The organism is Hymenobacter qilianensis (genome assembly GCF_014638675.1).
GTDB classification, from domain to species: Bacteria; Bacteroidota; Bacteroidia; order Cytophagales; family Hymenobacteraceae; genus Hymenobacter; species Hymenobacter qilianensis.
In genome coordinates, this window is the sequence record NZ_BMFN01000001.1 from 812,261 (window position 1) to 838,659 (window position 26,399).

Annotated in this window: 25 protein-coding genes; 8 read left to right on the top strand and 17 right to left on the bottom strand. The window is 55.8% G+C overall.

Annotated features, from left to right (window positions below; translation table 11 throughout):
- Positions 1-206: 206 nt before the first annotated feature.
- The gene (locus IEW06_RS03370; protein ID WP_223284842.1) at positions 207-950 is read left to right on the top strand and encodes a TIGR04283 family arsenosugar biosynthesis glycosyltransferase; all 744 of its coding nucleotides are present in this window, start codon (positions 207-209) and stop codon (positions 948-950) included.
- 182 nt (positions 951-1,132) lie between these two features.
- Here the strand turns inward: IEW06_RS03370 and IEW06_RS03375 are convergent, their stop codons facing one another.
- Together IEW06_RS03375 and IEW06_RS20670 are read right to left on the bottom strand one after the other, a co-directional pair.
- A complete protein-coding gene (locus IEW06_RS03375; RefSeq protein WP_188547437.1) occupies positions 1,133-1,783 on the bottom strand; it encodes a response regulator in 651 nt (216 codons plus the stop codon).
- A gap of 284 nt (positions 1,784-2,067) precedes the next feature.
- Positions 2,068-2,343, bottom strand: coding sequence for a hypothetical protein (locus IEW06_RS20670; RefSeq protein WP_187733896.1), 276 nt, complete (start codon positions 2,341-2,343; stop codon positions 2,068-2,070).
- A gap of 64 nt (positions 2,344-2,407) precedes the next feature.
- Between IEW06_RS20670 and IEW06_RS03380 the strand changes: the two genes are divergently transcribed.
- From IEW06_RS03380 to IEW06_RS03400, 5 genes are all read left to right on the top strand, one after another.
- Positions 2,408-3,055 carry a response regulator transcription factor gene (locus IEW06_RS03380; RefSeq protein ID WP_187733895.1) on the top strand — a complete coding sequence of 216 codons (648 nt, stop codon included), beginning with the start codon at positions 2,408-2,410 and terminating at the stop codon, positions 3,053-3,055.
- A 495-nt stretch (positions 3,056-3,550) separates the two neighbouring features.
- Positions 3,551-4,474 (top strand): cyanophycinase, encoded by a 924-nt coding sequence (locus IEW06_RS03385; protein WP_187733893.1) that lies wholly within the window; start codon positions 3,551-3,553, stop codon positions 4,472-4,474.
- Positions 4,475-4,578: 104 nt separating this feature from the next.
- A complete protein-coding gene (locus tag IEW06_RS03390; RefSeq protein ID WP_187733892.1) occupies positions 4,579-6,135 on the top strand; it encodes an FAD-dependent oxidoreductase in 1,557 nt (518 codons plus the stop codon).
- A 441-nt stretch (positions 6,136-6,576) separates the two neighbouring features.
- Complete coding sequence (locus IEW06_RS03395) at positions 6,577-6,978, top strand: STAS domain-containing protein (RefSeq protein ID WP_187733891.1); 402 nt, start codon at positions 6,577-6,579, stop codon at positions 6,976-6,978.
- A 206-nt stretch (positions 6,979-7,184) separates the two neighbouring features.
- A complete protein-coding gene (locus IEW06_RS03400; protein ID WP_187733890.1) occupies positions 7,185-8,669 on the top strand; it encodes a nicotinate phosphoribosyltransferase in 1,485 nt (494 codons plus the stop codon).
- Between the two features lie 10 nt (positions 8,670-8,679).
- On the opposite strand, the gene IEW06_RS03405 is transcribed toward IEW06_RS03400, so the two are convergent.
- Positions 8,680-9,426, bottom strand: a complete 747-nt coding sequence (locus IEW06_RS03405) for an SMI1/KNR4 family protein (RefSeq protein ID WP_187733889.1) — start codon at positions 9,424-9,426, stop codon at positions 8,680-8,682.
- 195 nt (positions 9,427-9,621) lie between these two features.
- On the opposite strand from IEW06_RS03405, the gene IEW06_RS03410 reads away from it, so the two are divergent.
- Complete coding sequence (locus tag IEW06_RS03410) at positions 9,622-9,840, top strand: heavy-metal-associated domain-containing protein (protein WP_187733888.1); 219 nt, start codon at positions 9,622-9,624, stop codon at positions 9,838-9,840.
- Positions 9,841-10,123: 283 nt separating this feature from the next.
- Here IEW06_RS03410 and IEW06_RS03415 read toward each other — a convergent pair whose 3' ends face one another.
- The 13 genes from IEW06_RS03415 to IEW06_RS03475 all read right to left on the bottom strand — a co-directional run bounded on the left by IEW06_RS03415 (position 10,124) and on the right by IEW06_RS03475 (position 23,696).
- Positions 10,124-11,224: an AIR synthase-related protein gene (locus tag IEW06_RS03415; RefSeq protein WP_188547439.1), complete on the bottom strand. Its 1,101-nt coding sequence runs from the start codon at positions 11,222-11,224 to the stop codon at positions 10,124-10,126.
- Positions 11,225-11,577: 353 nt separating this feature from the next.
- Positions 11,578-13,080: an amidophosphoribosyltransferase gene (gene purF / locus IEW06_RS03420; RefSeq protein ID WP_187733887.1), complete on the bottom strand. Its 1,503-nt coding sequence runs from the start codon at positions 13,078-13,080 to the stop codon at positions 11,578-11,580.
- Between the two features lies 1 nt (position 13,081).
- On the bottom strand, positions 13,082-13,840 hold the full coding sequence (purN, locus tag IEW06_RS03425; protein ID WP_188547441.1) for a phosphoribosylglycinamide formyltransferase: 759 nt from the start codon (positions 13,838-13,840) through the stop codon (positions 13,082-13,084).
- Positions 13,841-13,852: 12 nt separating this feature from the next.
- Positions 13,853-15,148: a phosphoribosylamine--glycine ligase gene (gene purD / locus IEW06_RS03430; protein ID WP_262891915.1), complete on the bottom strand. Its 1,296-nt coding sequence runs from the start codon at positions 15,146-15,148 to the stop codon at positions 13,853-13,855.
- A complete protein-coding gene (locus IEW06_RS03435) occupies positions 15,135-15,539 on the bottom strand; it encodes a hypothetical protein (protein ID WP_187733884.1) in 405 nt (134 codons plus the stop codon). Before IEW06_RS03435 ends, purD begins: the two co-directional genes overlap by 14 nt.
- A gap of 5 nt (positions 15,540-15,544) precedes the next feature.
- Positions 15,545-15,928, bottom strand: a complete 384-nt coding sequence (locus IEW06_RS03440; RefSeq protein WP_187733883.1) for a nuclear transport factor 2 family protein — start codon at positions 15,926-15,928, stop codon at positions 15,545-15,547.
- Between the two features lie 39 nt (positions 15,929-15,967).
- The gene (locus IEW06_RS03445; protein ID WP_187733882.1) at positions 15,968-16,900 is read right to left on the bottom strand and encodes a phosphoribosylaminoimidazolesuccinocarboxamide synthase; all 933 of its coding nucleotides are present in this window, start codon (positions 16,898-16,900) and stop codon (positions 15,968-15,970) included.
- Between the two features lie 54 nt (positions 16,901-16,954).
- A complete protein-coding gene (locus IEW06_RS03450; RefSeq protein ID WP_187733881.1) occupies positions 16,955-17,839 on the bottom strand; it encodes a phosphoribosylformylglycinamidine synthase subunit PurQ in 885 nt (294 codons plus the stop codon).
- Positions 17,840-17,847: 8 nt separating this feature from the next.
- Positions 17,848-20,979, bottom strand: a complete 3,132-nt coding sequence (locus IEW06_RS03455) for a phosphoribosylformylglycinamidine synthase subunit PurL (RefSeq protein ID WP_187733880.1) — start codon at positions 20,977-20,979, stop codon at positions 17,848-17,850.
- 122 nt (positions 20,980-21,101) lie between these two features.
- On the bottom strand, positions 21,102-21,713 hold the full coding sequence (gene pyrE / locus IEW06_RS03460; protein ID WP_187734228.1) for an orotate phosphoribosyltransferase: 612 nt from the start codon (positions 21,711-21,713) through the stop codon (positions 21,102-21,104).
- A 13-nt stretch (positions 21,714-21,726) separates the two neighbouring features.
- Positions 21,727-22,494, bottom strand: coding sequence for an orotidine-5'-phosphate decarboxylase (gene pyrF, locus IEW06_RS03465; RefSeq protein WP_187733879.1), 768 nt, complete (start codon positions 22,492-22,494; stop codon positions 21,727-21,729).
- Positions 22,495-22,542: 48 nt separating this feature from the next.
- Complete coding sequence (locus IEW06_RS03470) at positions 22,543-23,424, bottom strand: dihydroorotate dehydrogenase (RefSeq protein WP_187733878.1); 882 nt, start codon at positions 23,422-23,424, stop codon at positions 22,543-22,545.
- Between the two features lie 104 nt (positions 23,425-23,528).
- The gene (locus tag IEW06_RS03475; protein WP_188547443.1) at positions 23,529-23,696 is read right to left on the bottom strand and encodes a hypothetical protein; all 168 of its coding nucleotides are present in this window, start codon (positions 23,694-23,696) and stop codon (positions 23,529-23,531) included.
- A gap of 721 nt (positions 23,697-24,417) precedes the next feature.
- Between IEW06_RS03475 and IEW06_RS03480 the strand changes: the two genes are divergently transcribed.
- Positions 24,418-25,005 (top strand): DUF4468 domain-containing protein, encoded by a 588-nt coding sequence (locus IEW06_RS03480; protein WP_187733876.1) that lies wholly within the window; start codon positions 24,418-24,420, stop codon positions 25,003-25,005.
- 411 nt (positions 25,006-25,416) lie between these two features.
- Here IEW06_RS03480 and IEW06_RS03485 read toward each other — a convergent pair whose 3' ends face one another.
- On the bottom strand, positions 25,417-26,265 hold the full coding sequence (locus IEW06_RS03485; RefSeq protein ID WP_187733875.1) for a DNA/RNA non-specific endonuclease: 849 nt from the start codon (positions 26,263-26,265) through the stop codon (positions 25,417-25,419).
- Between the last annotated feature and the right edge of the window lie 134 nt (positions 26,266-26,399).

Below are 26,399 nucleotides of genomic sequence, written 5' to 3' on the forward strand. Positions count from 1 at the left end.
GCCAAAACACTTGGATCAAGTTTTCAACGCACTTATGAATCTACCATTTATTTATAATATTTCAATATTATTTATAACGAAATGTTACCTAACCATGGTTACTTATAAACCAGACCGGTTGCTCTTCAGGTAGGCGTAGCGGGCCAGTGTCAGGCATGAGGTATATTTCAGCACTTATTTTCTAAAGCATAATCTTCCAGCTAACCGTGCCCAGGCCCGCCATGATTCACGGCTCATCTGCTCCGGATACCATCAGCGTTATCATTCCCACCTTCAACGAGGCGGACTGCATAGGAGAGCTGCTCACGTATCTGAGCGCGGTGTGCGGGCCGGATGCGGGGGCAGAAATCATTGTGGCGGATGGGCACAGCACTGATGATACGGCCGCTCTGGCGCGGCAAGCCGGTGCACGCGTGGTTCTTTGTCCACAGAAGGGGCGCGCGGCCCAGCTTAACTATGGGGCGGCTGCGGCTGGGGGGCAAATTCTTTATTTCCTGCACGCCGATACATATCCGCCGCCTGGTTTTCTAGCCGATATCCGGCACGCGCTGGGGCCGCATGGCTACAGCAGCGGCTGCTACCGCCTGGCCTTCAATCACCCGCACTGGTTTCTGCGGCTGAGCGGCTGGTTTACGCGCTTCAATGTCGATGCCGTGCGGTTCGGCGACCAGAGCCTATTTGTGCGCCGAGCGGTATTTGAGCGAGCCGGGGGCTACCGCACGCACCTGATCATGCTGGAAGACCAGGAAATAGTGGGGCGGCTGCGGCGGCATGGGTTGTTTCGGGTGCTGCCCGGCACGGTTACCACATCTGCCCGCAAATACCTGCAGAACGGCGTTTTTCGGCTACAGGCCGTGTTTTCATTCCTGACGCTGCTTTATTGGCTGGGAGTGCCGCAGCCGCGGCTGCTGCAGGTATATCGGGGCCTTATCCGGCAGGATAAGCTGTAAGCACCCCTTGCAGGTTTTCTCATCAGATGTCACCTATGGCACGAAGGCGTTTTGCGGGGCCGGCGCCCGACGTGTTTGTCAACAAATCGGTGGTTCTTCGAGATTTACAAACCGAAAAGACCTTTCCGCTGGAAAGGTCTTTTCGGTTTACTCTGTTCTGAATTCTGCCGCTGGGGGGCTTTTTAATCAGTGAGCATGCCCTGACTCACAGCGTATTTGATGAGGGCGGCGGTGTTTTTGGCCTGGGTTTTCTCGATGATGTTCTGGCGGTGGGTTTCGATCGTGCGCTTGCTGGTGAAGAGCTTGTCGGCAATCTCGGCGTTGGTCAGGCCCTCGGCAATGAGGGTGAGCACCTCCAGCTCCCGCTTCGATAGACCGCTGGCAGCTCGAGCAACAGCACTACTAGGCGACTCCAGCGAGTGCATCTTCCGCAGCAGTGCCAGCCCAATAACGGTGCACAGATAAGGCCGCCCCGCTGCTACGGTCTTGATGGCGTAAAGCAGCTCGGCGCGGCCGGTACTCTTTAGAGCGTAGCCCGAAGCGCCCAAACCAATGGCCTGGGCCACGTAGCGCTCATTATCCAGCATCGACAGCACCAGAATCCGCACTTCGGGGTATTGCTCGCGCAGCTGCGGAATCGTGGCAAAGCCATCGGTGCCGGGCATGTTCAGGTCAAGCACCACCACATCGCAGGGGGTGGTAGCCAAGGTAGTTAGCAATTCTTCGCCGCTGCCAGCCTCCCCTACTACCTCTAATCCGGGTTCTTCGCGGAGTAGGGAGCGGATGCCGTCGCGGATAATGGCATGATCATCTATAAGAATGATGCGGATCATGAATAGTAGATAGAATAACGGGAGTGCGAATATTAACCGAAATGAGGCGCTGTTGTTTGAGCTTTGATGCCAAGTGTTGGCAGCGAATTTTCACAAAATAAGCACCCCAACTTCAGCAAGCAATTTCGGTTGCCAAAGCCTGTAGTTGCCGCAAGCTAATCAGTTTAGTGCAGCTTATTAGCTCATAATACACCCGCATAAATAATTGGGGCTGTTCCTGCTCCGTTTGCCCAGCAATCGGGGCGGGCACGGCCGCATACGGCTTGTTCGCCGCTGGGGGGCTTTTATGGGCTTATAAGCAGGCTATTCGGCCTATGATCCAAAACATTTAATGCCTTAAAACGCTTCATCCCAGCTAAAAAGGCACTGCCAAAGACAACGCCGAAACTGATTAGTGAGTAAGCAAATACCCAAGGGAGCACAAGCCATTGGGGGCCATTTTCGGAGCTCCACCCTGCTTTATAAGTAGCTGCCTCTACCTCATTTTTTGGAACTGAAACGCTACATTTAAGTTCCTGTTCATCGAGTTCATTTCCTTTGCAAAGGACCGATTTTACCATAGTTGACGTTGTGCCTGAATAGTTCTCCCTCACTGGCCTTTTTTGCCAACTATGCTATTGTATTATGATTAGATTAATTCTGGCCGACGACCACGCTATCATTCGTGATGGTATTCGTGCGCTGCTTACCGAAGATGCTGGATTGGAAATTACGGCTGAGGCCAACAATGGTCAGGAGCTGCTGGATAAGCTGGCCACCACTCCCTGCGACGTAGTGCTGATGGATGTGAATATGCCCGTTATGGACGGTTTTGGGGCAATGCCGCACCTGCGCCGTGATTTCCCGGATGTAAAAGTGCTTGTTCTCTCTATGCTCGACCACCCCAACTACGTGGTACGGATGCTGAATGCCGGCGCCTCCGGGTACGTGCTCAAAAATGCCGACGTAGCCGAAATTTCCCACGCCATCCGCACGGTAGCGTCGGGCCGGCAGTATCTGTGCACCGAGATAGGGTTAAATCTGCTTCAGCAGGTAACTGCAAGCGGCCCGATCCCGGACACCGCAACCCGCAAAGCCAACGACCTATCGAAGCGGGAGCTGGAGGTGCTCACCCTCATTGCCGAGGGCCTGACCAACGCCGAGATTGCCGACAAGCTCTTTACCAGCAAGCGCACCATCGAAACCCACCGCCAGAACATCATCGAGAAAACCCAGGCCAAAAACACCGCCGCCCTCATCAAGTTCGCCGTCAGCGAAGGGCTCATCGAATAGAGGCAGAGCAGATAGCTCGCCGGAAACAGCAGCGGCCGCCAGATATCTGGCGGCCGCTGCTGTTTCCGGTAATTCTGGTTGTTTTCATAGCGCAGAAAGGCCTCTATTATCTAGAGTCTGCGGTGGCGGGAGTGGATACTACACCCACCGCGCGCGTTGGCACGCGCTGGGGGGCTTTTTTAGTAGTAGTGAATAAACGGGAATAAGCCCGGAGGGGCCACCGAATACATACCTATTTTACATGAGAGTAGTACGTATTTTTTGCTGAGTAAATACCAATGACTGTTGAGTTGGCCTTTATAATCCTGAAGACCAATCATCTGTCTAATCGTTTGGCTGACAGCCTTTAATTGAAAAGCAATTAAAAAAAGCCCCCCAACCACGTTTTTGTGAGGCTGCCGGCAGGGCCAGAAAGGCGCGCAACTCAAAGCGGCTGATTTACGCATGCAGGATGAGCATGCTGTCTAGCATCATCCTCCCCTACTCCTGCTTATTATGCCTACCCAAAAGAAGAAAACCGCCCCTACTCACCCCACCCGGGCTTTAGCAAGCGGCCACCGAAACACCTGTCCCACGCCAAAAGGCATGTTGCTGGCCGTAGGGGGCCACGAAAACAAAGGTGAAGATCCCGAAAAGGGCTCCAACCAAGCTGAAAACCTCAACTTTGCGCCGGAAGGTATTCTGAAGCGTTTCTGCGAGGAGCTCAAAGGCAACGACCCGCTGATTCTGGTGTTACCCATTGCCTCTAGTGAACCCAAGGAGGCGGCGGAAGACTACCTGGAAATATTTTCCCGGTTAGGTATCAAACGGGTCCAGGTATTGGATGTACGCGAGCGGGACGATGCCAACAGCGAGGCGACGCTCAATTTGATCAATGAGGCTACTGGCTTCTACTTTACAGGCGGCGACCAGCTTCGCCTGACGGGCCTGCTGGGTGGCACCAAAATGCTGGTGCGGCTAAAAGAGCGTTATACCTACGATGAAATTCTTGTTGGGGGCACCAGTGCCGGGGCCGCGGCCTTGTCTACGCCCATGATTTATCAGGGCCTCAACGATGCAGGTTTTCGCAAAGGCGAAATTTCCATTACTACCGGGCTACAGTTTATGCACGACGTAGCCATTGATACCCACTTTATTGCGCGGGGCCGTATTGCCCGCATGGCCCAGATTATTGCTACTAACCCTGGCTGTTTGGGGCTCGGCCTGGAAGAAGACACCGCGATATTAGTACGCAACGGCTACGATCTGGAAGTAATTGGCAGCGGTTTGGTTACCGTTCTGGAAGCGAATGAATGCACCAGTAACAATATCTACGAAATCAGCCCCAATACACCCTTCACCATCCGCGACCTGCGTCTGCATTTTCTGAGTGCCGGCGAAAAATACCAGCTACCCGTTCCGCCCGAGATGCATTTGTAGCCTACCGCTGCCTTGCCCCGCCCTGTGAGGAGGCATTATGCCCAAACTCGACCTATCCGCTTGGCGTACAACCTGAATACCATTTCCCACGCCAATCTATTTCTATGAAACAGACTTCCGCCGCTACCCAATCCTCGTGGTTTGGCACCGTTGCCGCCGCGCCCGAATTTCCCTCCCTTACCCAGGATATGACTGCCGATGTGGTGGTGGTCGGTGCCGGCATTGCGGGGCTTACCACGGCTTACCTGCTGCTGCGCGAAGGCAAGAAAGTAATTGTGCTGGAAAGCGGGAAGCTGGCCAGCGGCGAATCGGGGCGCACCACGGCCCACCTCTCCAACGCCCTCGACGACCGCTACACCCGGCTGGAGCATTTATTTGGGGAAAAAGGTGCCCGGCTGGCCGCCGAAAGTCATAGCGCTGCCATCGACCGGATTGAGCACATTATACAGGAAGAGAAGATCGACTGCGACTTTACGCGCCTCAACGGCTACCTGTTTCTGCCTGAAGATGGCAGCCCCAAAGAGCTGGATAAAGAGCTGAAAGCCGCCCACCGCGCCGGTCTTACTGGCGTTGAGCGCCTCTCCGATTCTCCCACTCAGGGCTTTCGCACCGGTGAGTGCCTGCTGTTTCCTGACCAAGGCCAGTTTCATATTCTGAAATACCTCTATGGCCTAGCCGAAGCTATTGGCCGCTTTAAGGGCCGTGGGGGGCAAATTTTCACCAATACCCACGTAGCGGAGGTGCAGGGCGGCTCCGAAGCCAGCGTGACAACGGCCGACGGCCACACGGTGCGCGCCAAAGCCGTGGTAATGGCTACTAATACGCCCGTAAACGACCGCGTAGTGATGCACACCAAGCAGTCGCCTTACCGCACGTATACTATCGCGGCACGCATTCCGAAAGGCTCCGTGACGCGGGCACTGTACTGGGATACGCCCGACCCATACCACTACATTCGCTTGCAGGAAATAACGGAAGGCCCACGCGGCGGCGCGCCCCGCTACGACCTACTGCTAGTAGGCGGCGAAGACCATAAAGTAGGCCAGGGCGACCCCGAACTTAGCTTGCAGCGCCTCGAAGACTGGACCCGCCAACGGTTCCCGATGGTGCAGCAGATCGACTACGCGTGGTCGGGGCAGGTGCAGGAACCCAGCGACAGTCTGGGCTACGCCGGCCGCAACCCGCTGGACAAAGACAATGTGTACATCATCACCGGCGACTCGGGCCACGGCATGACCCACAGCACGCTGGGGGGCATTATTGTCACCGATCTTATTCAGGGCCGCCCTAATCCCTGGGCCGACCTCTACGATCCCGGCCGCGTGACCCTGCGTCCGGCGTCGGCGTATGAGTTTGTAAAGGAAAACCTGAATGTCGCTACCGAATACACCGAGCTACTCACCGGCGGCGACGTTTCAAGCATCGACGAAATAGAGCCCGGCTCCGGGGCCGTTATGCGGCGCGGCCTCACGAAAGTAGCTGTGTACCGCGACCCCAAAGGCCAGACGCACGAGTGTTCCGCCATCTGCCCGCATCTAGGGTGCGTAGTGCATTGGAACGGCTTGGAAAGCAGTTGGGACTGTCCCTGCCACGGCTCCCGGTTCGATGCGCTGGGCAAACTCCTCATAGGGCCAGCGAATCAGGATCTGGCATCGGCTTAAAATAATAAGAGTACAAAGGAGTGGCGCAGCGATGTTGCCACTCCTTTTTTATAATACTGAGCCCTAAGTATAGATACGTATACTACAAATACCTAGAACCTGGTAGGAGCAACTACACTGAAAACCAGTATATTGCCTGAGGTTATAGTTAATTCCTATTCCTAAATTTGTACGACTACGCATCTATCCTCGTTGATGATGTGTCATTAGTGTCATGGCTCTTTAGCCAGATAGCTCTTTCTTTTTCCGCTTCGGGCAGCTTCTCATTAGCACTGCCTCGACCCAGGTTGGCGGACCATATTAGGTAAGTAATGGTACCAGACTAACTGGTCTGGCCCCCTTGGCTCCCCGTTGCCGCTTCGCGCGGCCCCTTCCTGCTGCTCCCGCCTTCTGTGTAGCTCGGCTGCACAGCCTGAAAACGACTGAAGTTATCTACTCCTAATGGAGATTTACCGCGAAATCCTGCCTGAAAGCTACCTGCTTATCCTAGCTGAAGACCCAAGCCATCCTGAAGAATACGGATTAGCCCGTGCCCTACAACAGGCCGCTCGCAGCGGCAAGCCCAGTATTTGGGTCGATTGTAGCTCATTACGCCATATATCAGGCCGTGCGCTGGCCTTGCTGACCAGCTATTGCCAGCGCCTGCGGCGGCGCAACACGCAGCTGGTGCTTTGCCACCTTACGGATGACGTACAGGAAAGCCTTAAAACAACGCCTTCGACAGCCTGCCCGCCCATCGTTCCTACTCTCCTTGATGCAGAGCTTTATTGCCATGCAGCCCATCAGTCAGAAAAACCAGCCCCTACTACCACGACGGCCGGCTGGGGTGTAGCTTTATCATAAATATTTATATATCAATAACTTATATTATAAGCTACGTTGAATTAGGATTACGCGCTATAATTATCTGACATACTTAGCATTGATAGAAAGCAGAGCCATTGAGCCACCCACGCGGCGGTTTGATGGCTCTGTTTGTTCTTTGTAGTCAACCAGCATCGTACTTTCCAGACCACAACTCACTGCCGGGTTCCTCGTACTTTGGGCACATGAACTCCGCGCCCCTCTCCGGCCTGTACGGCCCCTCCCTCAGCCTGCTCACCGACCTGTATCAGCTTACCATGGCTTACGGCTATTGGAAGCAGGGCAAGCAAGATCAGGAAGCTGTTTTCCACCTCTATTTTCGCAAGCCGCCGTTTGGTGGCGGTTACGCCGTAGCTGCTGGCTTGGCGTATGCCGTGGATTGGCTGGAGAACTTTCACTTCTCGGAAGATGACCTGGCTTACTTGGGCAGCCTGCGCGGTACCCGCGACACGGTCCTGTTTGAGCCGGCTTTTCTCGAATACCTGCGCACCTTACGCCTCACCTGTGATATAGACGCCATTGCCGAGGGTACGGTAGTGTTTGCCAATGAGCCCCTGCTGCGCATAAAAGGCCCCCTGCTGCAAGCGCAGCTGCTGGAAACGGCCTTGCTCACGCTGGTCAACTTCCAGACGCTGATTGCCACCAAAGCCGCCCGAATCCGGGAAGCCGCCGGCTCCGATCAGGTGTTTGAGTTTGGCTTGCGGCGGGCACAGGGTTTCGATGGCGGCCTGAGCGCCAGCCGGGCGGCCTATCTGGGTGGCGTCGATGGCACATCAAACCTGATGGCCGGGCAGCGCTTTGGTATTCCGGTGCGCGGCACCCACGCCCACAGCTGGGTGCAGTCATTTGGGGAAGAAGAAGCTGCATTCACGGCCTACGGCGACGCTTTCCCCGACGATTCCGTGTTTTTGGTGGATACCTACGATACCCTGGAAGGCGTGCGCCACGCCATCAGCGTAGCCCGGCAGATGCGCGCCAACGGCCACGAGTTGGGGGGCATTCGTCTCGACTCCGGCGACCTGGCTTACCTCAGCCGCGAAGCCCGCGCCCTGCTCAACGAAGCCGGCTTTCAGAAAACGCGCATCGTAGCCAGCAACGACCTCGACGAGCACCTCATCACCAGCCTCAAGCAGCAAGGCGCCCGCATCGACACCTGGGGCATCGGCACCAAGCTCGTCACGGCTCACGACCAGCCGGCTCTGGGGGGCGTTTATAAGCTGGCCGCCCTGCGCCAGACGGCCGATGCCGATTGGGACTACACCATCAAGCTTTCCGAGCAGCTCGCCAAAACCAGTATTCCCGGCATCCTGCAGGTGCGGCGCTACGAAACAGAAAAGGGCCAGCCCCGCGCCGATATGCTTTACAACACGGCCGAGCCTCTCCCCGACCAGCTCACCATCGTCGACCCGCTCGACCCTACGCGCCGCCGCCCCATTCGCTCCACTCAGTTTCGGGAACTGCTGGAGCCTGTTTTCCGGGCTGGCAAGCTGGTGGCCGAGCTGCCCACCTTAGAGGAAAGCCGCACCAAAGCCCAGCGCGAAGTAGCAGCCCTCGACCCCAGCATCCGGCGCTTCCTCAACCCGCACGTGTATCCGGTGGGACTGGAAGAAAGCCTGAACAACTTCCGCATGCAGCTTATTCTGGAGAAGCGGGCGGTACGGCCGGCGTAGTCAAAATCATTTATTTTTTGAACCAGCGACTTAGCCAGCTTCGCTTGAGTGCTGGCTCAAAAGCCCATATTGGCTCTGTTGTATGCTTACGCACTTTGCTAGTGCCGTCAGCCGAAATTGTATCCCAAGCAAATCCCAGTATTGGGGAGTCTACCCGTAAGTCGGCAATGAGATAATCGGCTGGGACTGTTGAAGAAAATTGTCTTACCACTGCATCACTTGACACCTTAGCTACTTGTGCTCTGGTCATTCCTTTTGAAGTTTTTCTCTCCAGCCAAATACTAGAACTGATCTGCCCGTGAACTTGATCTAACCAGGAATCGGCTCCCAGCTTTCCAAATTCCTGAATGTGGCGTAGGAATTCGCATAAATCGGTTGATTGTCTAATTATCACTGCTGGATCGTGGCAGACATAAAAGACGCTTCCCCACTGCCCTGTTTGGTTTATATCTAAGATCCAGAAGTTTCCGAAACCATCACCAGCGAGTTGTATAGAGTTCGGAAACAGTTCTTCTAGGCCAAACTGATTAAACGCATCGAAAAGGATTTCCTCGAGAGGAGAAAACTCGAAACCTCGCGTAAAAAGTAACAACTCCTGAATATCAGCAGAAAGTCGCCCTTGGGGCATACTTTCGGCAAATGCTCTTACCTGCTCATCTGTCAGACCTGGTAGTAATTGGACCTGATATTCTTCATCATCTTCAGACACGAATCTGTCTGCTTCTAACAATTGAAGCTGCTTTATAAGTTGTGACATAGAAAGAGCGTATAGCTTGACACAGGAGATTAACTGACAGCCGGAATTACGCCAAAACTCTACACTTCCCCAGCCAAAGCCTATACCTCTTGGCTTTATTCACGTTGGTACTTTTGTAGCACATCCGCTGTTACCTCAGCATCTCACCCGCCGCTGAAACTACTCAGTTGCCGAAGCGGCTCAACTCTTGTTCCTATGCCTACCCTACAATTCAAAACCTCGATCAACTGCGCCAACTGCCTGCGCGCCGTCACGCCTTTCCTTGATGCCGAACCTACCGTGCAGAAGTGGAGCGTGGACACCAACAACCCCGACAAAATCCTGACCGTGGAGGGCGAAAACGTCATTCCCGAGCAGGTGATGAAAGCCGTATCGCAAGCAGGCTTCGATATCGAGCCCCGGCACGCCGCTTAGGTTAGCTATGCCAGCATAAAAAAGCCCCCCAACATATGTCTGGGGGGCTTTTTTGGCTACTAAAGCTGTTCCGAGTAGACGTAAATAATCGCCCGTCATGCAGAGCAGCGCGAAGCATCTCGCCAGCGGTAGTAGGGTTAGTAATCCAGCATCAGCACGCGAGATGCTTCGCGCTGCTCTGCATGACGGGCGATTTTGAACAGAATATTATAATGTTCATTTCATAAAAAAGCCCCCCAATATCAGTTGGGGGGCTTTTTTATATACTATTGCTTAACAGTGCTTAATACGTCAGCTCACCAGCCGCCACTTTCAGCTTAATGCCAGGCGCGGCAGTGATGCGGCCTGCCACTTGGGCCTGGTAGCCATCGGCTTGCAGCTGGCTTACGACGGCGGCGGCTTGGGCTTCGTCAGTTATGAGCAGCATGCCGTTGCCCATGTTCCAGTAGAGGTAAGCGTCGGCGGGCGAGATGCCGGCTAGCTTGGTGAGCTTTTGCATGGCGGGCAGGGGCTCAAACAGATTATCCAACTCGGCACCAACGCCGTTGTTTTTGAGTACGCGCTGGAAGTTGTCGGCAATGCCGCCGCCGGTGATGTGGGCGATACCGTGCAAAGTCAAGCCTGCGTCGAGAAGGCGGGCTACGGCGGGCGCGTAGATGAGGGAAGGCGCTAGGAGCACTTCGCCCCAGGTATTACCAAGCTCGGAGGCGTCGGTGCCGGTGTAGGGTGCCGTGTGCCAGTTGTCGCCGTAGAGGCTTTGCAGGGTACGGCGGGCCAGGGAAAAGCCGTTGGAACGGAAGCTGGGCGAGTGGAGCGATACGACCGCGTGGCCGGCTTGGGCGGTGGCACCGCTCAGGGGGCTTTTTAGCGATGGGTGCAAAGCGCCCACAGCCGTAGAGCACCAGTTGAAATTCATGCGGGCACCGGGCCAGCCGCCAATGCGGTTGCCTAGCTCGGCAATTTCGCCCCCAGTCACGGCAATCCGGCTGAAGTTGGCCGCGTCGTGCAAGCCGCGCATCAGCTCATCTATTACGTCGTAATCCAGGGTGTTCACGTCGATGATGTTCGACAGATTGCTGGGCACGAAGCCGCCGGCAATCAGGTCGTCGGCCACCATGGCAATGAGGTCGTAGCCCAGGGTATCAAACCGCCCAACGCGCTCGGCTACTTCTATCTTGGTACCAATGCCGTCGGAGCTGATGCCCAGGCGCTCCTGCCCGAAGCGAATTTCGTTGGAGAAACCGCCGTCCAGATCCTGCGCTGGCTCGCCGGGCTCACCGGCGCGGTTGGGGAAGGTTTTCTTGGCCCAGGCGTAGGCGTTGCGGGAGCAGGCGTTGCCGAGGTCGATGTCGTAGCCGGCAGGTTTGGGGGAAGCAGTGGACATAGAGCGTGAGGTAATCGTTGGAATAGTACTTAGCAAGCTCCCCTCCTCAGATGAGGTTGCGCATCAAGCAAGGAGGGGACGTCCCCGCGTAGCGGAGACTGGGGTAGTTGAGGTCGTTGTATTAATTGTTTAGTCTGTCATGCAGAGCAGAGCGAAGCATCTCGCGTGTTTAGTAAGATTAGTAATCCAATGTCAGCACGCGAGATGCTTCGCTCTGCTCTGCATGACGTTCTATATACCTGTTTACTAAATCAACATCAGCAACGCCGGTCAACCACCCCAGCGTCGGCTGCGCCGCCGCGTCCCCTCCTTGCTTGATGCGCAACCTCATCTAAGGAAGGGAGTTGGTTGTTCTAATGCTCTGTCGGCTCGGGGGCTTTTGCGCTTACGGAGGACACTACTTGCTGACGGTCTTTCTTGGTGCGGTGGCTTTCGCGCTCCTCCTGAATGTGACGCAGGTACTTGGTCACGTCGCCGGTGGGGTAGCGGCCGGAGAAGCAGGCGAAGCAGCCGCCGTGGCCGCGCTCCTCGGCGAAAAGCTCCTGCAAGTCGCTCAAATCCTGATAAATAACTTTATCAGCTTCGATGTAGCGGCAGATTTCTTCCTCCGTGTAGTTAGCGGCAATCAGCTCGGTGCTCATGGCCATATCAATGCCGTAGATACAGGGGCTGACAATGGGCGGCGCGGAGGAGATGAAGTATACTTCAAGCGCACCCGCTTCGCGCAGAATGCGCACGATGCGCCGCGAGGTAGTGCCGCGCACGATGCTGTCATCGACCACAGCCACTTTTTTGCCTTCCACAAACTCGCGGATGGGGTTGAGCTTTTTCTTCACCACATCCTCGCGACCCGCCTGACTGCTCACGATGAAGCTGCGGCCCATGTGGTTGTTTTTCACCAGTCCGCGCCGGTAGGGCACGCCAATGGCTTCGGCCAAGCCGGAAGCAGCAAAGTAGCCCGACGAGGGCACATCGATTACCATATCAGGCTCAATCCCGGCTGCCATCACCTTGCGGGCCAGTATCTTACCTAAGCGTACACGCTCCCGCGCTACCAGACGGCCATGAATAACGGAGTCTTCACGGGCGAAGTAAATGTGCTCAAATACGCAGAACGCTTTGGGCACATTGTAGGGGTTCTTGTAATGAATCTTGAGGTTTTTATCAATGAACACCGCCTGCCCTGGCCCTACGTTTTTCACGAAGTCAAAGCCCAGATAATCGAAGCAGGTGCTCTCAGAAGCAAAGGCATACACCGGGCCCTCGGGCGTTTGGCGGCAGCCGAGCACCAAAGGGCGAATACCCAATGGGTCGTTGAAGGCCAGCAGGCCGTGACCGGCAATAACGGTGATGGTAGCATAAGCGCCCTTGACCAACTCCTGCGTGGTCTCAACGGCGTCGAAAATATCCACTACTGAGAGGCGGTCTAGGTCTTTGATGCGCAGCTCCGAGGCGAAGGTGTACATGATCAGTTCCAAGTCGTTGCTGGTTTTGGGCAGCACGTGGTATTTATCGTGCAGGCGCTGAGCGACTTCCCGAAAGTTGATCACGTTGCCATTGTGCACCATGCCCAAGCCGAAAGGGTAGCTGGTGGTGAACGGTTGGGCCAGCTCCGAATCGTTGGAGCCCTGGGTGGTGTAGCGCACATGGCCGATGCCGATGTTGCCTTTTAGCTTCTTCACGTGCTTGGGCTTGAACACGTCATTGACGAGACCGTTGCCCTTGCAGAGATGGAAATTATCGTCGAAGGTGACGATGCCGGCCGCGTCCTGGCCGCGGTGTTGTAGGGCTGTCAGGCCAACTACAATGTCCGCCGCTACTGGCTCCGGACCATAAAAACCAACTATTCCGCACATATCAATTCTCTGTTGTCAGTTGCCGGTTGTCAGGCGGGGTAGCCGGGCAGCTGGCGGGGGTGGAAGGGGAAATCTGGCCTCGAAACAAGCGTACCAGCGTGTCGGCGTACAGCTCATGCTCTACGAGCAAGCCGCGGCGCTCTACCTCCGACAGCGTATTTGCCCCCCGCAGATCGACGGGGCGCTGCGCCAGGACGGGGCCGGTGTCGAGGCCCTCATCCACGAGGTGGACGGTGATTTTTGTTTCGGGAAGCTTGTTTTCAAAGGCCCACTCGTAAGCGTGCAGGCCCTGGTGGAGGTGAGTATCGGCGGGGTGAATGTTGAGAATGCGTCCGGCATAGGCGCGCACCAATACCGGCGAAAGGATACGCATATAGCCGGCTAGCACCAGATAGTCAGGCTCATACTCGCGTAGTACCTGCACCACGGCTGCATCATAATCGGCCCGCTTGTAGCCCACCGAACCCAGGCTAGCCGTTTGGCAGCCCAGCGCGGCGGCCGTAGCTAAGCCCGGCGCGTCCGGATGGTTGCTGAACACCACTGCTACCTCCGCAAGTTCGCTCAGGGCCCCCATTTGTACAGAATCTACCAGCGCCACCATGTTGGAGCCGCGACCGGATAGCAAAATGGCCAGCCGCTGCTTGCGTTTCGTGGTGGTTCGCTCGCCTTCTTTCCCGGAGCTCCGCACCTGCTGAGCGCGCGCTCCCTCGGGGAGGAAAGACGGCGGCTGGTTTTCGCTGGGGGAAGAGGAGTGGCTCATTTTAGTAAGGGACTAAAATTTAGCGGCTGTCAGCTCCGGAACAGGACGCTGGCCGATATCGGAGCGATAGTAAGCGTCCTCAAAGGTAACCTTTTTGCACTCGGCATACACCTGTTGCACAGCCTCTTCCAAATCGTGGCCCCGCGAAACCACCGTCAGGACCCGGCCGCCGCTTGTAGTGAGCTGCCCGTCGGGTTGGCGGCGCGTAGCCCCGTGGAAAATCAGGGTCTGGGGGGCAAAATTGGCTTTGTCGTCCAAGCCAGTGATGGGAAAACCAGTTGGAAAAGTGGCGGCCGGGTAGCCACCCGAGGCCAGCACCACCCCTATAAAGGTGCCATTGCGCTGCCACACTGTCGTCTGGGCCAGGTTGCCGTCGAGCGTTGCTTCTATGAGTTCCAACAAGCTGCTTTTCAGAGCCGGCAGTAGCACCTGAGCCTCAGGGTCGCCGAGGCGGGCGTTGTATTCCAGCAGCTTCGGACCTTGCGGGGTGAGCATGATGCCGAAGTAGATGAAACCCTTAAACTCAAACGGTTCGGCTTGCAGACCGCGCATGGTCGGGTCCACGATGTCGCGGCGAATGGCGGCCAGAATGTTGTCATCGGCGAAAGGCACCGGGCAGTAAGCGCCCATGCCGCCCGTGTTGGGGCCTTTGTCGCCGGCCAACAGCTGCTTATGATCCTGCGACGGAGCCAGCAGCCGGATGCGGTTGCCATCGGTGATGCCGATAATGCTGATTTCGGGGCCGCTCAGTTTTTCTTCCAGCAGAAACGAAAACCATTCGGGGTGTTGGGCTTGCAGTTCGGTCAGGGCTTCGTTGGCTTCCTCCACAGAGCTACATACATACACGCCTTTGCCAGCAGCCAGGCCGTCGTATTTGATTACCAAATTGCCCCCCAGCTCGGCCGCTTTGGCGCGGGCGGCCTGCATCTCGTCGCTGCGAAACGTCCAGGATAAGCCCGTTGCTACGCCGTGGCGGCGCATGAATTTTTTGCTCCACACCTTAGAGCTCTCCAGTACTGCTCCCTGCCGCGTTGGCCCAAACACCCGAATATCGGTTTTGGCGAAGTAGTCTGTTACGCCCGCCGCCAGCGGAGCCTCGGGGCCCACCACGATAAGCTTGATATCATGTTCCCGGCAGAAATTCTCTACTGCTGGGAAGTCTAGGGGGCTAATTTCGGGGTGACTATTCGGGATACCGCCGTTGCCAGGTAGCACGTGCACGGTAGCGCCATCGAGGGTCAGCTTCCACGCCATAGCGTGTTCACGGGCCCCGCCGCCGAGAAGTACTATGGATTTAGGAGTTGTCAAGGTCGTGTATACTTAAGAATTTATCCTGTGCTCCTTCTTCCACCTCTACCGATTCGGCCACTACTACCATGTTGTCTTCTTCATCAGGCTCTCCAGAATTTCCAGATGGATCTAATGAAAGATACCATAGGCCATTTTCTAACTTTTTGAAGATCACATCAGAGTAATAGCAGGAATCAAACTCTTCATTGAAAACTAGTTTTCGAATGCCAATCAGTTTAAGCTGTAATAAGCAAGGTTTCAGCTTTCCGTTTGCTGTTTTCTTGCGAACCTGTAGAGCAATTGAAGCTTGCCGAAGCGGAGAATTGCTAGCTGAAGTATATTCAAGCCCTAGTTGCAGAGAGCGAATTTTCCCATCGCTCAGAGCATATGTCGCTAGTAATTCCTCCATCGCTTCTAGCTGATATCTTCAATGGAAACTATCTGGCCGTCAGCAATCTGAAACACCGACTTACCCTGTAGTTGTAGCGTATCGCCCGGCTTCAATCCGTTAGGAAATTCCATGGCGGTTATTGCAGTGTAGTTAATCAGCACTTCCACGCGGTTGTCAGCTACTTGCCACTCCGTAACGCGCTGTTCCCGTTGAGAGAAGTATTGCTTGGCTTGCGCTGCCTGTTGACGGAAGCTCTCCTTACCGTTTGTGGTCAGATTGACCTCGCCGTTGGCAACGTTTCTGAACACCACATCCTTGTGCAGATGGCGCACCATCCCGTCTACATCAAAGCGGTTGTACGCTTCGATATAAGCTTGCACGAGGTGTTTAGGATCGGAGGCTTGCATTTCGTTTGATGGTAGCTAAAGACATAATCACCGACGAACTCAGGCTTCTTGAATGATGCCAGCGCGCACCAGGTTGCCCACGAGACGAGCTTGTACGTCGCCGCCGGGAGTGGTTTCGTTGCCGATGGGCAGCGGACTGCCGGTGATGCGCTCGTAGATATCAAGGTAGCGGCGGGTAGCTTCGGCGGAAACTTCGGGGGTGAGGGCGCGGGGGTACTGTCCATCTACTTTGTTGGCGATGAGCCACTGACGCACGTACTCCTTGTCCATCTGCTCGGCCGTTTCCGGGTTCCGGGCGTAATCCTCGGCGCTCCAAAACCGCGACGAATCGGGCGTGTGTATTTCGTCAATCAGAATCAGCTCGCCATTCAGCAAGCCAAACTCATACTTGGTATCTACCAGGATGATGCCCCGCTCGGCCATCCACTGGGAGGCAAAATTAAACAGCTCCAACGACTTCACCCGCATCCGCTCGTACAGCTCAGGCGAAACCCAGCCTTCCGACACTAGGTTCTCCGGCGTGATTTCGCGGTCCGACTCTTCCTTGGTGGTCGGCGTCACGATGGGCCCAGGAAACTGCTGGTGCTTGGTCAGGCCATCAGGTACCGTCACGCCCGAGAAGGTACGCTGCCCTTGCTGATAGCCACGCAACATAGAACCGGTGAGATAGTTGCGCACCACCATTTCCACCCGAATCGGCTCGGCTTCCTTAGCCAGCGTCACGTTGGGGTCGAGCAGGGCAATGACGTGGTTAGGAATGATGTGCTGGGTTTTCTCAAACCAGAAAGCCGCCAACCCGTTCAGCACCGCGCCTTTGTGGGCCACGGGCGTCTCCAACACCGAGTCGAACGCCGACAAACGGTCAGTAACCACAATGAGCCGCTCGCCGGAAGGAGCGCGGTATGAATCGCGGACTTTACCGCGGTGCAGGAGCTCGAGTTGGGGCGTGTCGAAGTGGTTCAGAGTGTTCATTCCAGGGTCAGAAAGCCGTTCTGCTGGCTAATGTTTTGGTGTGGAAAGGGCGGATTAGCGAAGTGGTGTTTCTACAGATTCTAGTGAAGCTGAAGAAGCTGAGCGGTGCGGCAACGAGGCGACATGCTTTACAATGTTTCGGAACAGCTTCAACCCATCGCCTTCCTCACTCAACTCCTTATTCACGCGCTTGCGGCGCGCCCAATCGGGGTGATTGTAGAGCGACAAGAAGGCTTCCGGGTGAGGCATCAGCCCGAAAACTTGGCCGGTAGTATCGGTCAGGCCGGCGCAGTTTAGGTCGGCGCCGTTAGGGTTATGCGGGTACTGCGTTACCTCGCAGCCCGTGGCGTCGCAGTAGGTCAGGCAGTTCAGGTTTTGGTCGAGGATGCGCTGGCGCGTAGCTTCATCAGGGATAAGCAGGCGGCCTTCGCCGTGGCGCACGGGTACTTCAAAGGAATCAAGACCTTGTAAGAAAGGGCTCCGATTATTCGCATTTACTTTCAGTCGTACCCAACGATCTTCGTAGCGGCCCGAGACGTTATGCGTCAGGGTTACTTCCGGCTCAAAATTGCCCCCCAGATTGGGCAGCAGGCCCAGCTTTACTAATACCTGGAAGCCGTTGCAGATACCCAGCACGAACTTGCCCCGGGAAATGAACTCGCGCAGATCGTCGAGCAGGGTGAAGCCGCCGGGCGTTTGGCGGTAGCGCAGCTTTTTTGCCAGCACCACGCCCGAGCCCAGATCATCGCCGAAGGAAAAGCCCCCCGGAAAGTTCAGGATGTCGTAGTCGTGAATGCTGACCTGGCCGTGCAGCACTTGGTTGAGGTGGACGATGGTGGCTTCGGCGCCGGCCAAGCGGTAGGCGGCGGCCATTTCCTCTTCGCAATTAATCCCGAAACCCGTCAGGATAAGCGCCTGGACAGCAGCGGACTGATTCATGTTCTCTTTCATTTCCCCTCCCCCATTACGTGTTCGCCAAAACCGATGGTCTGATTCACTGGTCCGTTGGTCCAGATCTGACGCAACTCTTCCGTATCGGCTTCTATCACGAGCTGGCCTTGGTGGCCTACTAGCAAGAAGTTGTCGTTGGTAACAACACCTAAACGGGTGGCTTTATCGCCCAGAATCTGCTCAAACGCCACTACGTCTTCCGGCGCCACCGTGGCCACGAAGCGGGAGTGCGATTCGGAGAACAGCTGGGCGGACAGCGGCAGTTCGCCGGTCAGCTCAATTTTGGCCCCTAGCCCATCGCCGAAAGTTGCCTCGGCCAGCGCTACAGCCAAGCCGCCGTCGCTCAGGTCGTGGCAGGACTGGATGAGCTGCTGATCGTTGGCTTGGCCGATGAGGGTGTAGAGTTCTTTGGCTTCCGCGAAGCGTACCTGCGGCACATTGGCGCCCAACTCCTTATATAGCTGGTAAAACTCAGAGCCGCCGAGCTCGTCGTAGGTGCGGCCCAGCAGGTACACCACGTCGCCGGCCTGCTTGAAGTCGCTGGTGACAGTGCGGCGCACGTCCTCGATTTTGGCCGTCATCGAATACAAAACCGTCGGCGGCACCGAAATCTTCACGCCGTCGGCCTTGAAATCGTTTTTCATGCTGTCCTTGCCGCTGGTGAGCGGGATGCAGTAAGCCGCGGTGGCGTCGCGCAGGGCCTGGCACATGTGCACGAGTTTGGCCAGCTTCTGCTTGCCGTCGGGGTTCGTGACGGGGTGAAAATCGGAGTCTGGCACGCAGAAGTTGTCGTTCACAGACCAGAAGATATTATCGCCAGGCGTGAGGTTGGGCAATTTGCCTCCCACGGCGATAATCTGGCGCACGGCCTCATCGAAGGCACCGGCCGACATATGATAGGCGTCCAAGTCGCCAAAGCGGGGCTGGATGCCGTTGCTCACGGCCACGCCTTCCCAACTCTCGAAGTTGAAGCGCACCACGGCGGCATCCTGCGGAGCCTGGCCGGTGGCGCCCATCAGCGGCTTAATAATAGTGCGGCCCTTCACCTCATGGTCGTACTGACGAATGACGGACTCACGCGAGCAGATATTGAGCGAGCCGAGTAGCCGAAACAACACGTCAGTTGTAGAGACACATATTTGTGTCTCCTCATCGAACGATGTCGCTGAACGATTAGCAGCCGGGTCGTTCGATGGGGAGACACAAATATGTGTCTCTACACCATTCTGACGGATTTCGACTTTGGGCTCCTGAGCCGCAGGCTTCTGCCACTCGGCCTCCATGATTTTGCGCGGCACGCCTTCGTGCAGGAAATGCATATTTAGCTGCGCTACTGGGGCGCCAGCGAAGCGCACATCAAGGTAGCCATCGGCGGTAAAGTAGCCGATGTCGGTTAGCTCCACTTCCATTTCCTGACCCAAGGCCAGCACTTCCGCCAGCTTGCCGGGCTCCACTACCAGCGTAAACCGCTCCTGCGATTCACTTACGAAAATCTCCCAAGGGCGCAAGCCAGGATACTTCAGCGGCACTTTTTCCAGGTCCACAACGGCACCGCCGCTGATGCCAGCCAGCTCGCCAACTGACGAAGAAAGCCCCCCAGCGCCGTTGTCGGTGCTGCACTTGATGAGGCCGCGGCGGGTGGCGAGGATGAGAAAATCCATGGCCAGCTTCTGGGTGATGGGCGAGCCAATCTGCACGGCCGTGGCCGGCGACGATTCATCGAGCTCAATGCTGCTGAAGGTAGCGCCGTGGATCCCGTCTTTACCCACGCGGCCACCGGCCATGATGATACGGTCGCCATCGTCGATCTTCTTTTCCCAGGAATCGAGGCCGGCGAGCTGCATAGGCATCACGGCGCCGGTGCCGCAGTACACTAGCGGCTTGCCAGCGTAGCGGTCATCGAAAACGATGCTCCCGTTTACCGTGGGCACACCTGACTTGTTGCCGCCATCTTCAATGCCTTTGCGCACGCCTTCAAATATGCGGCGCGGGTGCAGCTGGTTGGTCAGCAGAGGACCGTCGTAGTCGGGGTTACCGAAGCACAACACGTTGGTATTGAATAGCAAGCGAGCCCCACCGATGCCAGTGGCCAGCGGGTCGCGGTTGTTGCCCAAAATGCCGGTAATAGCGCCGCCGTAAGGGTCGATGGCCGAGGGCGAATTATGGGTTTCTACCTTCCAGACAAACAGCGACTCGTCGTTGATGCGCACGGCGCCGGCGTTGTCGGAGAATACCTTAATGAGCCAGTCGTTGCCGTTGGCGCGCAGTTGGCGGTCTACCTCGGCGGTGGCGTCTTTGATGTAGGTTTTGAACAGGGAATCAACCTGATACTCCTCGCCCGTTTCGGCGTCGCGGTAGTTGATTAAGGCACTGAATTCCTTGTGCTTGCAGTGCTCCGACCAGGTTTGGGCAATGATTTCCAGCTCGCAGTCGGTTGGCTCAGCGGGTAAGCCACTGGCCTGGCGCTCCTGCTGAGTTTCGGGCAACTGATAATACGCTCGCACGGCCTGCATTTCGGCCAGGTTCAGGGCATAAAGATTGTCCTTAGATAGCTGTACCAATGCCTCATCCGACACATTTAAGTCGATGGTGTGCGTGGTGTTATCAACGGAGGTGCCGGGGCGGGGCGTGAAGTCGCGGATCTGATCGGCGGGGCCTACTTCGAAGCGGCTGATGAGCTTGTTGCCGAGCAACTCTTCGGCCAGGCGACGCAGGTCGGTGGGGGGCAAATTTTCTTCCAGCAGAAACAGGCGCTTGCTGAAAATATGCTGGGTGCGCGTGTCGAGCGGCTGGTTGAGGAAGTCGCCGAGGGCGTTTTGGGCGGAGGTGCCTTCGTCGTCGGTTACGCCGGGGCCTTTGGCCACCAATATATACGACTGGAATTGCGGGTCGCGGCGAAACTCGTTCAGGGCTACCTCATGCAATACCGGATCCTGGAGGCACTGCTCGGCGAAATCTTGGAGTTGCTGGGCGGTGAGCGGGTAGCGCACCGAGTAAACGGCCGTGCTTTGCACCCGGCCCGTGCGCAGGCCGAGGTGGCGCTGCGCGGCTTCCGCTACGCGCTGCCCGTCGCCGTCGTGAATGCCGGGCTTGGGCAGCAGCTGAATGGAATAAAGATGAGTTTCCAAAAGGAACAGGGTAGGTTTGCTATTTTTCGACTTCCCACTGCCGACCACCGGCCATGGAAAAGCGCCCCGACAATCGGGACACCGAAAATGCCTTGCCTACGGGCCGAAGCCAGCAGGTAGGTTTAAGAAAACGCTTTCTCCGGCCGACTGCCAGGTTTTACTACCGGAATACCTGCCCGACACAGCGGGCAATCATCGGGTGCGTGGGTAGCCGCCGTGACCGGCAGCAGTGCAAAGGTCGGAAAAGAAAGCTCTGCTTTGCCACCCGTGCGGTCAATTAAACTTGCGACACCCAAAATTTTGCCCCCCAGCCCTTCCAAAATCCGCGCTACTTCTTTGGTACTCTTGCCCGTAGTCACCACATCTTCGGCAATAATAATTCGCTCGCCGGGCTGCAAGGTGAAGCCACGGCGCAAGGTCATTTGACCCGTATCGTCGCGTTCGGTGAAGATGGCAGGCACGCCGAGCTGTCGGCCTAGTTCGTAGCTCACCACCACACCGCCCATGGCCGGACCAACTATTACATCGGGCTGTAAACCCGCTTCGCGAATGCGCTGGGCCAGCTCGGCCATGGCCGGAGCAGCCAGCTCCGGGCGGCGCAAAAAGCGGGCGCACTGCACATACGTATCGGAATGCAAGCCCGAGGAGAGGCGAAAATGCCCCCTGAGCAAGGCATCTTCCTGCATCAGTTGCTGCTCAAGAAGCGGGGCGTCAAAACGGGTTTCAGAAGTCATTTCAGCAGTAGAGTCAGGCATGAGCGGCAACGGGACGGAGGTCATTTATTTGTTGGAACAATGTGCGGGCAGCAATGCCGGCATCAGCCGCTTGCCAGATGGCGCGGGAGGTATTAATAAGTAACCCGAGGCCATCGACGCGTAGGCCAGCATGAAGCGTGGCAGCTAAGTCGCCGCCTTGGGCGCCGATGCCTGGTACCAGAAACCATTGCGTCGGGCAGCTTTCACGCACGCGGGCTATGGCAGCGGCATCAGTCGCGCCGACTACCAAACCGATATTATGGTGATGCTCATCTAGCTCGCACGATACGCGAGCGGCCAAGTCACTCACGTAGCCACCACGAGTCAGGGCGACATCTTGCAGGGAGTGAGCGGGTTTATTTGACGTTTTGGCCAACACAAACACCATTTTATCAGGGCGGGCGAAGGGCACGATGGCGTCGTCGCCCATGTAAGGATTTACCGTCACGGCGTCGGCGCCGATGCGGTCGTAGGCGAATTGGGCGTAGTGCTCAGCGGTATTGGCGATGTCGCCAAACTTGCCGTCGAGGATGACGGGAATATCCTTGGGAATCAGTGCCACAGTATCGCGCAGGAGCGCTACGCCGTTTTCGCGGGAGAGAAAGAAGGCCAGGTTCGGCTTGAAGGCGGCAGCAAACTCAGCGGTCTGTGCTATGACTTCGCGCAAGCGCGCTGCTACGAAAGCGTCGTCGCCGGTGGGGTCGAGGCCGACGCAGAGTAAGGAATTGGCTTGTTGAACGCGGGTGGTGAGTTTGTTCATGAGGCCTGCGGTAAGGTGTTATAATGGGTGGAAAAGGCTTCTTGCTTACTATCGACGACTGACCAAGTTAGCACGGGACAACTCCCGCGCTGCATTTTGAGAGTCATTTGCACATTCTTCGGCCAGACGAGCTGTTAAGCCCGGCTCCAGCCACTCGCCGCTGGCAATTTGCACGGCGTTGGCGCCTACTCGCAAATAATCGGTGACGTGGTTGCTGGTAAAAATGCCCCCCGTACCGAAAATCGGCAGCTTGATGCGGGCATCCTGGGCCAGCTCATACACGCAGCGCAAAGCCACCGGCCGCAACGCCTCGCCCGACAACCCGCCAATGAGCGGCGCGGCGCTGGCATCATCGGGTAAGTGCAAGCCTTTAAGTGTGTTACACGCAGCTAGTGCCGAAGCGCCACCTTCTTGCGCGCCCAGCGCCAGGCCCCGAATGAAGTCGGGCCACGGGGGCAGCTTCACTACGATGATGGCCTCAGGACCCAGTTCATTGCGCACGGCCTCGGTAGCGTCGCGCACAAACTTGGGCGTAATTTCGGCGCCCTTAGCGGTATCAGTGCAGGTGATGTAGACCTCGACGCCCGCAATTTGCCCCCCAGCTTCGCGCTTAAGGAAGCGGGCAATTTTACGGAAGCCCGGAATGCCTGGGGCCGTGATACTTACCAATACCGGCACCCCGTAGCGCAACAGATTCGGCAGATGCTCCTGCACCAGAATCTCCGCGTTTTCAGTGCGCATGTTGGTGGCGTTGAGCAGTGTTTGATCGGCTACCTGCCAGATACCCTGCTCATACAGCCCTGGTTTGGGCTCCATGGTAACGGTGCGGGTAAAAATGGCCCCCAGTCGCTCGTAGCCCGGCCCATCCAGATGCCAAGAGGCCGCGGCCAGGCAGATAGGATTTTGAAGTGTAACTGCGCCTAACTGCATGATTGATTTTGCTTTAAACTATTGACTCTTATTGAAGCCTCAACTATAATAACCCCAAAAGCAAAGCGCCCGGTTCATCACCGGGCGCTTTGTTGGTCAACTAGTTAGATTACGTTGTCGCGGTTCATCAAGAAGGGTACGCAGTTGCGGATGTCCTTCTGGCCGAGGATGAACCGGGCTATGCGGGCCATACCTGCACCAGCACCGGCATTTAGCTTCACGTTGCGGGTGGCAACGAAGGCCGCGGCTTGAGGGACGAGGTTGTCTTGCATGTTGACGTGAAGCTTGAAATAGGTATGAGTGGAGGGTTGAATACGAAGCATGATCGCTGCCCACCGACTCAGCCGAACATAAAAAAACCGCTTCGGAGACCGGAGCGGCGAACGGAAAAAAACAGGAAAGACGGAAAAACCAACGGGGGAAAAGGCCTTCCGGTCTTCTCGCAGAACAACGCTATTGGGCGTTCTGCGCTTCATTAGATGTTTGGTCTTTGGGTGAAGCACGTCGCAAAAGTACTAATACTTTCCATACCTCCAAGAGAAGGGGAATTAATTTAATGTTACCGCAATGTTACAAACCAGCCTTACTCCACTTTCGGGGGATCATTCCCTTTTTGGCAATACGATTAGTTAACTGCCTGAAAAATAAAATTTTATCACACAGTAGCATTTAATTTTAGGAATATTGATCACCCTCTGTCTTTAGCTCTTTACTCCCTTTTGTTATTAAGGCGTTGCTTATAGCGAATAGACATCTTATGAATATAGTACAAATTTCTATATTTAACCGTTACTTCTTGCATTGCTTATACGGTATAAGGCGCAAAAAGCTGAGTTGCCATCTACCACCTGAACTGTTATTCATCCAATTGGTACGGGCGGAGCGCAGAACCCATATCATTACATATTGCAAATACTCTCAGCAATGTGCAATCAGTTGGGACCTATATTTGCGCTTCAGTCACCTGACCTTCCCTATTTTTATTCTTTGAGTATGAAAAAAATAATCGTGGCCCTGCTTGTGAGTGGCTTAAGCTTATTTTCCTCAGCTACGCAGGCACAGGGCATTGCTCCAACGGCCCCCATAGAATACAGCGAGAAGGTACACGTAGAGGATAGCAACTCGGTTACCCTGTATCAGCACGCGTTATCGTGGACCCAAGAGAAGTTTCCATATAATCCTAAAAGCAATGTCCAGGCGAACCCGGAAGCGAAGGAAATCAGCTTGACGGGCACGAGCAAAATAAAGATGGCAGCGGCCAAAGCCTCGGGTCCTGAGCAGGCACGAATTCTGCACTTCAACTTCCGGTTTGGCATCACCGAGCAGGGCTATAGCTATACTGTAGGCACTTTTCGCGTGGTTCCGGACGAGAAGGAGCCCGCCGTTACGGTGCCTCTTGAGGACTACATAAAGCAGCTCAGCGAGGAGCGCACCAATGCACGCACGCGCAACGACCGACGCGTAACGGCCCAGGCCAATGCCGTTGCCAGCGACGTAGCGTCGGCCTTCCGCTCTTACATGAACAGCCAGCCGGTAGTAAAAGACGGGGAAGTGGGCTTACCCACTGATGGTGAGGAGTAGCAGGTAAAGCTGTTGTTAAAAGCCTAGAAAGCCCCCCAGTAAAAAAGCTAGCCAAGCGGCAGCCACCTAAAGCGCATACCTGGCATAGAGGTGCTTTCAACCGTTAGTGCCGCGGCAAAAGCGGGTTCGTAAACTCAATTGCTGTTACCAGCCAAAGTTAGACTGCTCCCAGATCAGGGGGCTTTTATCAGCTCCTGCATTTCCATTTATCAGCTCATTATAGCTTGGCTGTAAAATGCAGAAAGCCGCGTTGCAGCGCGGCTTTCTATTCCCTTCCATACTCACTCGGGACACTCAGCACAAAAGTAGTGCCTTAATTTATTATATAATAATTCCAATATTTATTTAGCTTGACTTCATTACTAGGAACAGTATTCTTAGCTGCTCTCGGCTGCTACTGAGGGCAGTGCTTCAGTTTACCGGACCATCGTCCACCCTGGCTTCCACGGCGCTCTGCACTGATGCGGGCACGGCCGATAGCAGGTCGTAGCCGGTTGCTTTTTCAATAGCATCTACGGAGGTGCGATAGGTAGCCCACTCAGGGTTCAGACTGCTGGTATTAGGCGTATTCACAGAAATAACGCGCGTATCAGCCGTGACGCGGCTTACATCGTTGGTGCCAGCGGGCAGTACCACGATTACCTTCCATATGCGGTTGGGCACCGTTATTTTACCGTCTGCTATGGTATTCGCCTGGCCTTCAGAGCCAGTACCTCCCCTGCCGTAGCTTCCACAGATGATGTAAAGCTCATTGCCCCCGTTTACCAAGGTGCGGCAGTAGTTTTCGAGGTCGGCCCAGGTACGCTGGTTGTTATTAGGCGCCTGCGGTATAATGTTGGTCATCAGGAAAGTAGCTGCGTTATCGGCTACCGAGCCGGTGCGGTCGGCGGAGGGGCAGTTGTGGCCCCGGTCGAAGCCCGAGCCGGTGTAGCTGGCGCTGGTAGCCCGAAACCAGCCGGTGGGCAGAGTATTGTCGGGCGCAAAATTATCCTGGCGTGAAGCGCTACCAAGCCAGGCTTTGCTCAAGTGCCAACTTACCCAGTTGGGTGTGCCCCGGTCGCGGTGATACGATAGCGCATACTGGGGTTTCTCCAGCAGGTAATTGGTGTAAGAGGCCGGGTCCGTAGTGGCGCCGCTAGGATTGCCCATCGCCAGCGGATTATCGCGGACTTCGGCAGGTGATACAGAATCATCGGAGCAGGAAATGACAAAACCACTCAGCAAGCCTATACAGAGCAATCGATAGAAAATATGCTTCATCGGATAAGAAAACGAAGTAGAATGAGTGAAGACAAGGGTGCAGTTCGAACAACAAAGGTGCGCCCTGCTAAGCCAATATTTATGAACAGGTACTTGTCGTGGGCCAAACGCTTCAGTTAGCGGTTCCATATAAA

Excerpts from the sequence above, each read along its gene's own strand:
- IEW06_RS03375 (WP_188547437.1), bottom strand. The coding sequence starts at position 1,783 with ATGATCCGCATCATTCTTATAGATGATCATGCCATTATCCGCGACGGC.
- IEW06_RS20670 (WP_187733896.1), bottom strand. The coding sequence starts at position 2,343 with ATGGTAAAATCGGTCCTTTGCAAAGGAAATGAACTCGATGAACAGGAA.
- IEW06_RS03380 (WP_187733895.1), top strand. The coding sequence starts at position 2,408 with ATGATTAGATTAATTCTGGCCGACGACCACGCTATCATTCGTGATGGT.
- IEW06_RS03385 (WP_187733893.1), top strand. The coding sequence starts at position 3,551 with ATGCCTACCCAAAAGAAGAAAACCGCCCCTACTCACCCCACCCGGGCT.
- IEW06_RS03390 (WP_187733892.1), top strand. The coding sequence starts at position 4,579 with ATGAAACAGACTTCCGCCGCTACCCAATCCTCGTGGTTTGGCACCGTT.
- IEW06_RS03395 (WP_187733891.1), top strand. The coding sequence starts at position 6,577 with ATGGAGATTTACCGCGAAATCCTGCCTGAAAGCTACCTGCTTATCCTA.
- IEW06_RS03400 (WP_187733890.1), top strand. The coding sequence starts at position 7,185 with ATGAACTCCGCGCCCCTCTCCGGCCTGTACGGCCCCTCCCTCAGCCTG.
- IEW06_RS03405 (WP_187733889.1), bottom strand. The coding sequence starts at position 9,426 with ATGTCACAACTTATAAAGCAGCTTCAATTGTTAGAAGCAGACAGATTC.
- IEW06_RS03410 (WP_187733888.1), top strand. The coding sequence starts at position 9,622 with ATGCCTACCCTACAATTCAAAACCTCGATCAACTGCGCCAACTGCCTG.
- IEW06_RS03415 (WP_188547439.1), bottom strand. The coding sequence starts at position 11,224 with ATGTCCACTGCTTCCCCCAAACCTGCCGGCTACGACATCGACCTCGGC.
- purF (WP_187733887.1), bottom strand. The coding sequence starts at position 13,080 with ATGTGCGGAATAGTTGGTTTTTATGGTCCGGAGCCAGTAGCGGCGGAC.
- purN (WP_188547441.1), bottom strand. The coding sequence starts at position 13,840 with ATGAGCCACTCCTCTTCCCCCAGCGAAAACCAGCCGCCGTCTTTCCTC.
- IEW06_RS03435 (WP_187733884.1), bottom strand. The coding sequence starts at position 15,539 with ATGGAGGAATTACTAGCGACATATGCTCTGAGCGATGGGAAAATTCGC.
- IEW06_RS03440 (WP_187733883.1), bottom strand. The coding sequence starts at position 15,928 with ATGCAAGCCTCCGATCCTAAACACCTCGTGCAAGCTTATATCGAAGCG.
- IEW06_RS03445 (WP_187733882.1), bottom strand. The coding sequence starts at position 16,900 with ATGAACACTCTGAACCACTTCGACACGCCCCAACTCGAGCTCCTGCAC.
- IEW06_RS03450 (WP_187733881.1), bottom strand. The coding sequence starts at position 17,839 with ATGAATCAGTCCGCTGCTGTCCAGGCGCTTATCCTGACGGGTTTCGGG.
- pyrE (WP_187734228.1), bottom strand. The coding sequence starts at position 21,713 with ATGACTTCTGAAACCCGTTTTGACGCCCCGCTTCTTGAGCAGCAACTG.
- pyrF (WP_187733879.1), bottom strand. The coding sequence starts at position 22,494 with ATGAACAAACTCACCACCCGCGTTCAACAAGCCAATTCCTTACTCTGC.
- IEW06_RS03470 (WP_187733878.1), bottom strand. The coding sequence starts at position 23,424 with ATGCAGTTAGGCGCAGTTACACTTCAAAATCCTATCTGCCTGGCCGCG.
- IEW06_RS03475 (WP_188547443.1), bottom strand. The coding sequence starts at position 23,696 with ATGCAAGACAACCTCGTCCCTCAAGCCGCGGCCTTCGTTGCCACCCGC.
- IEW06_RS03480 (WP_187733876.1), top strand. The coding sequence starts at position 24,418 with ATGAAAAAAATAATCGTGGCCCTGCTTGTGAGTGGCTTAAGCTTATTT.
- IEW06_RS03485 (WP_187733875.1), bottom strand. The coding sequence starts at position 26,265 with ATGAAGCATATTTTCTATCGATTGCTCTGTATAGGCTTGCTGAGTGGT.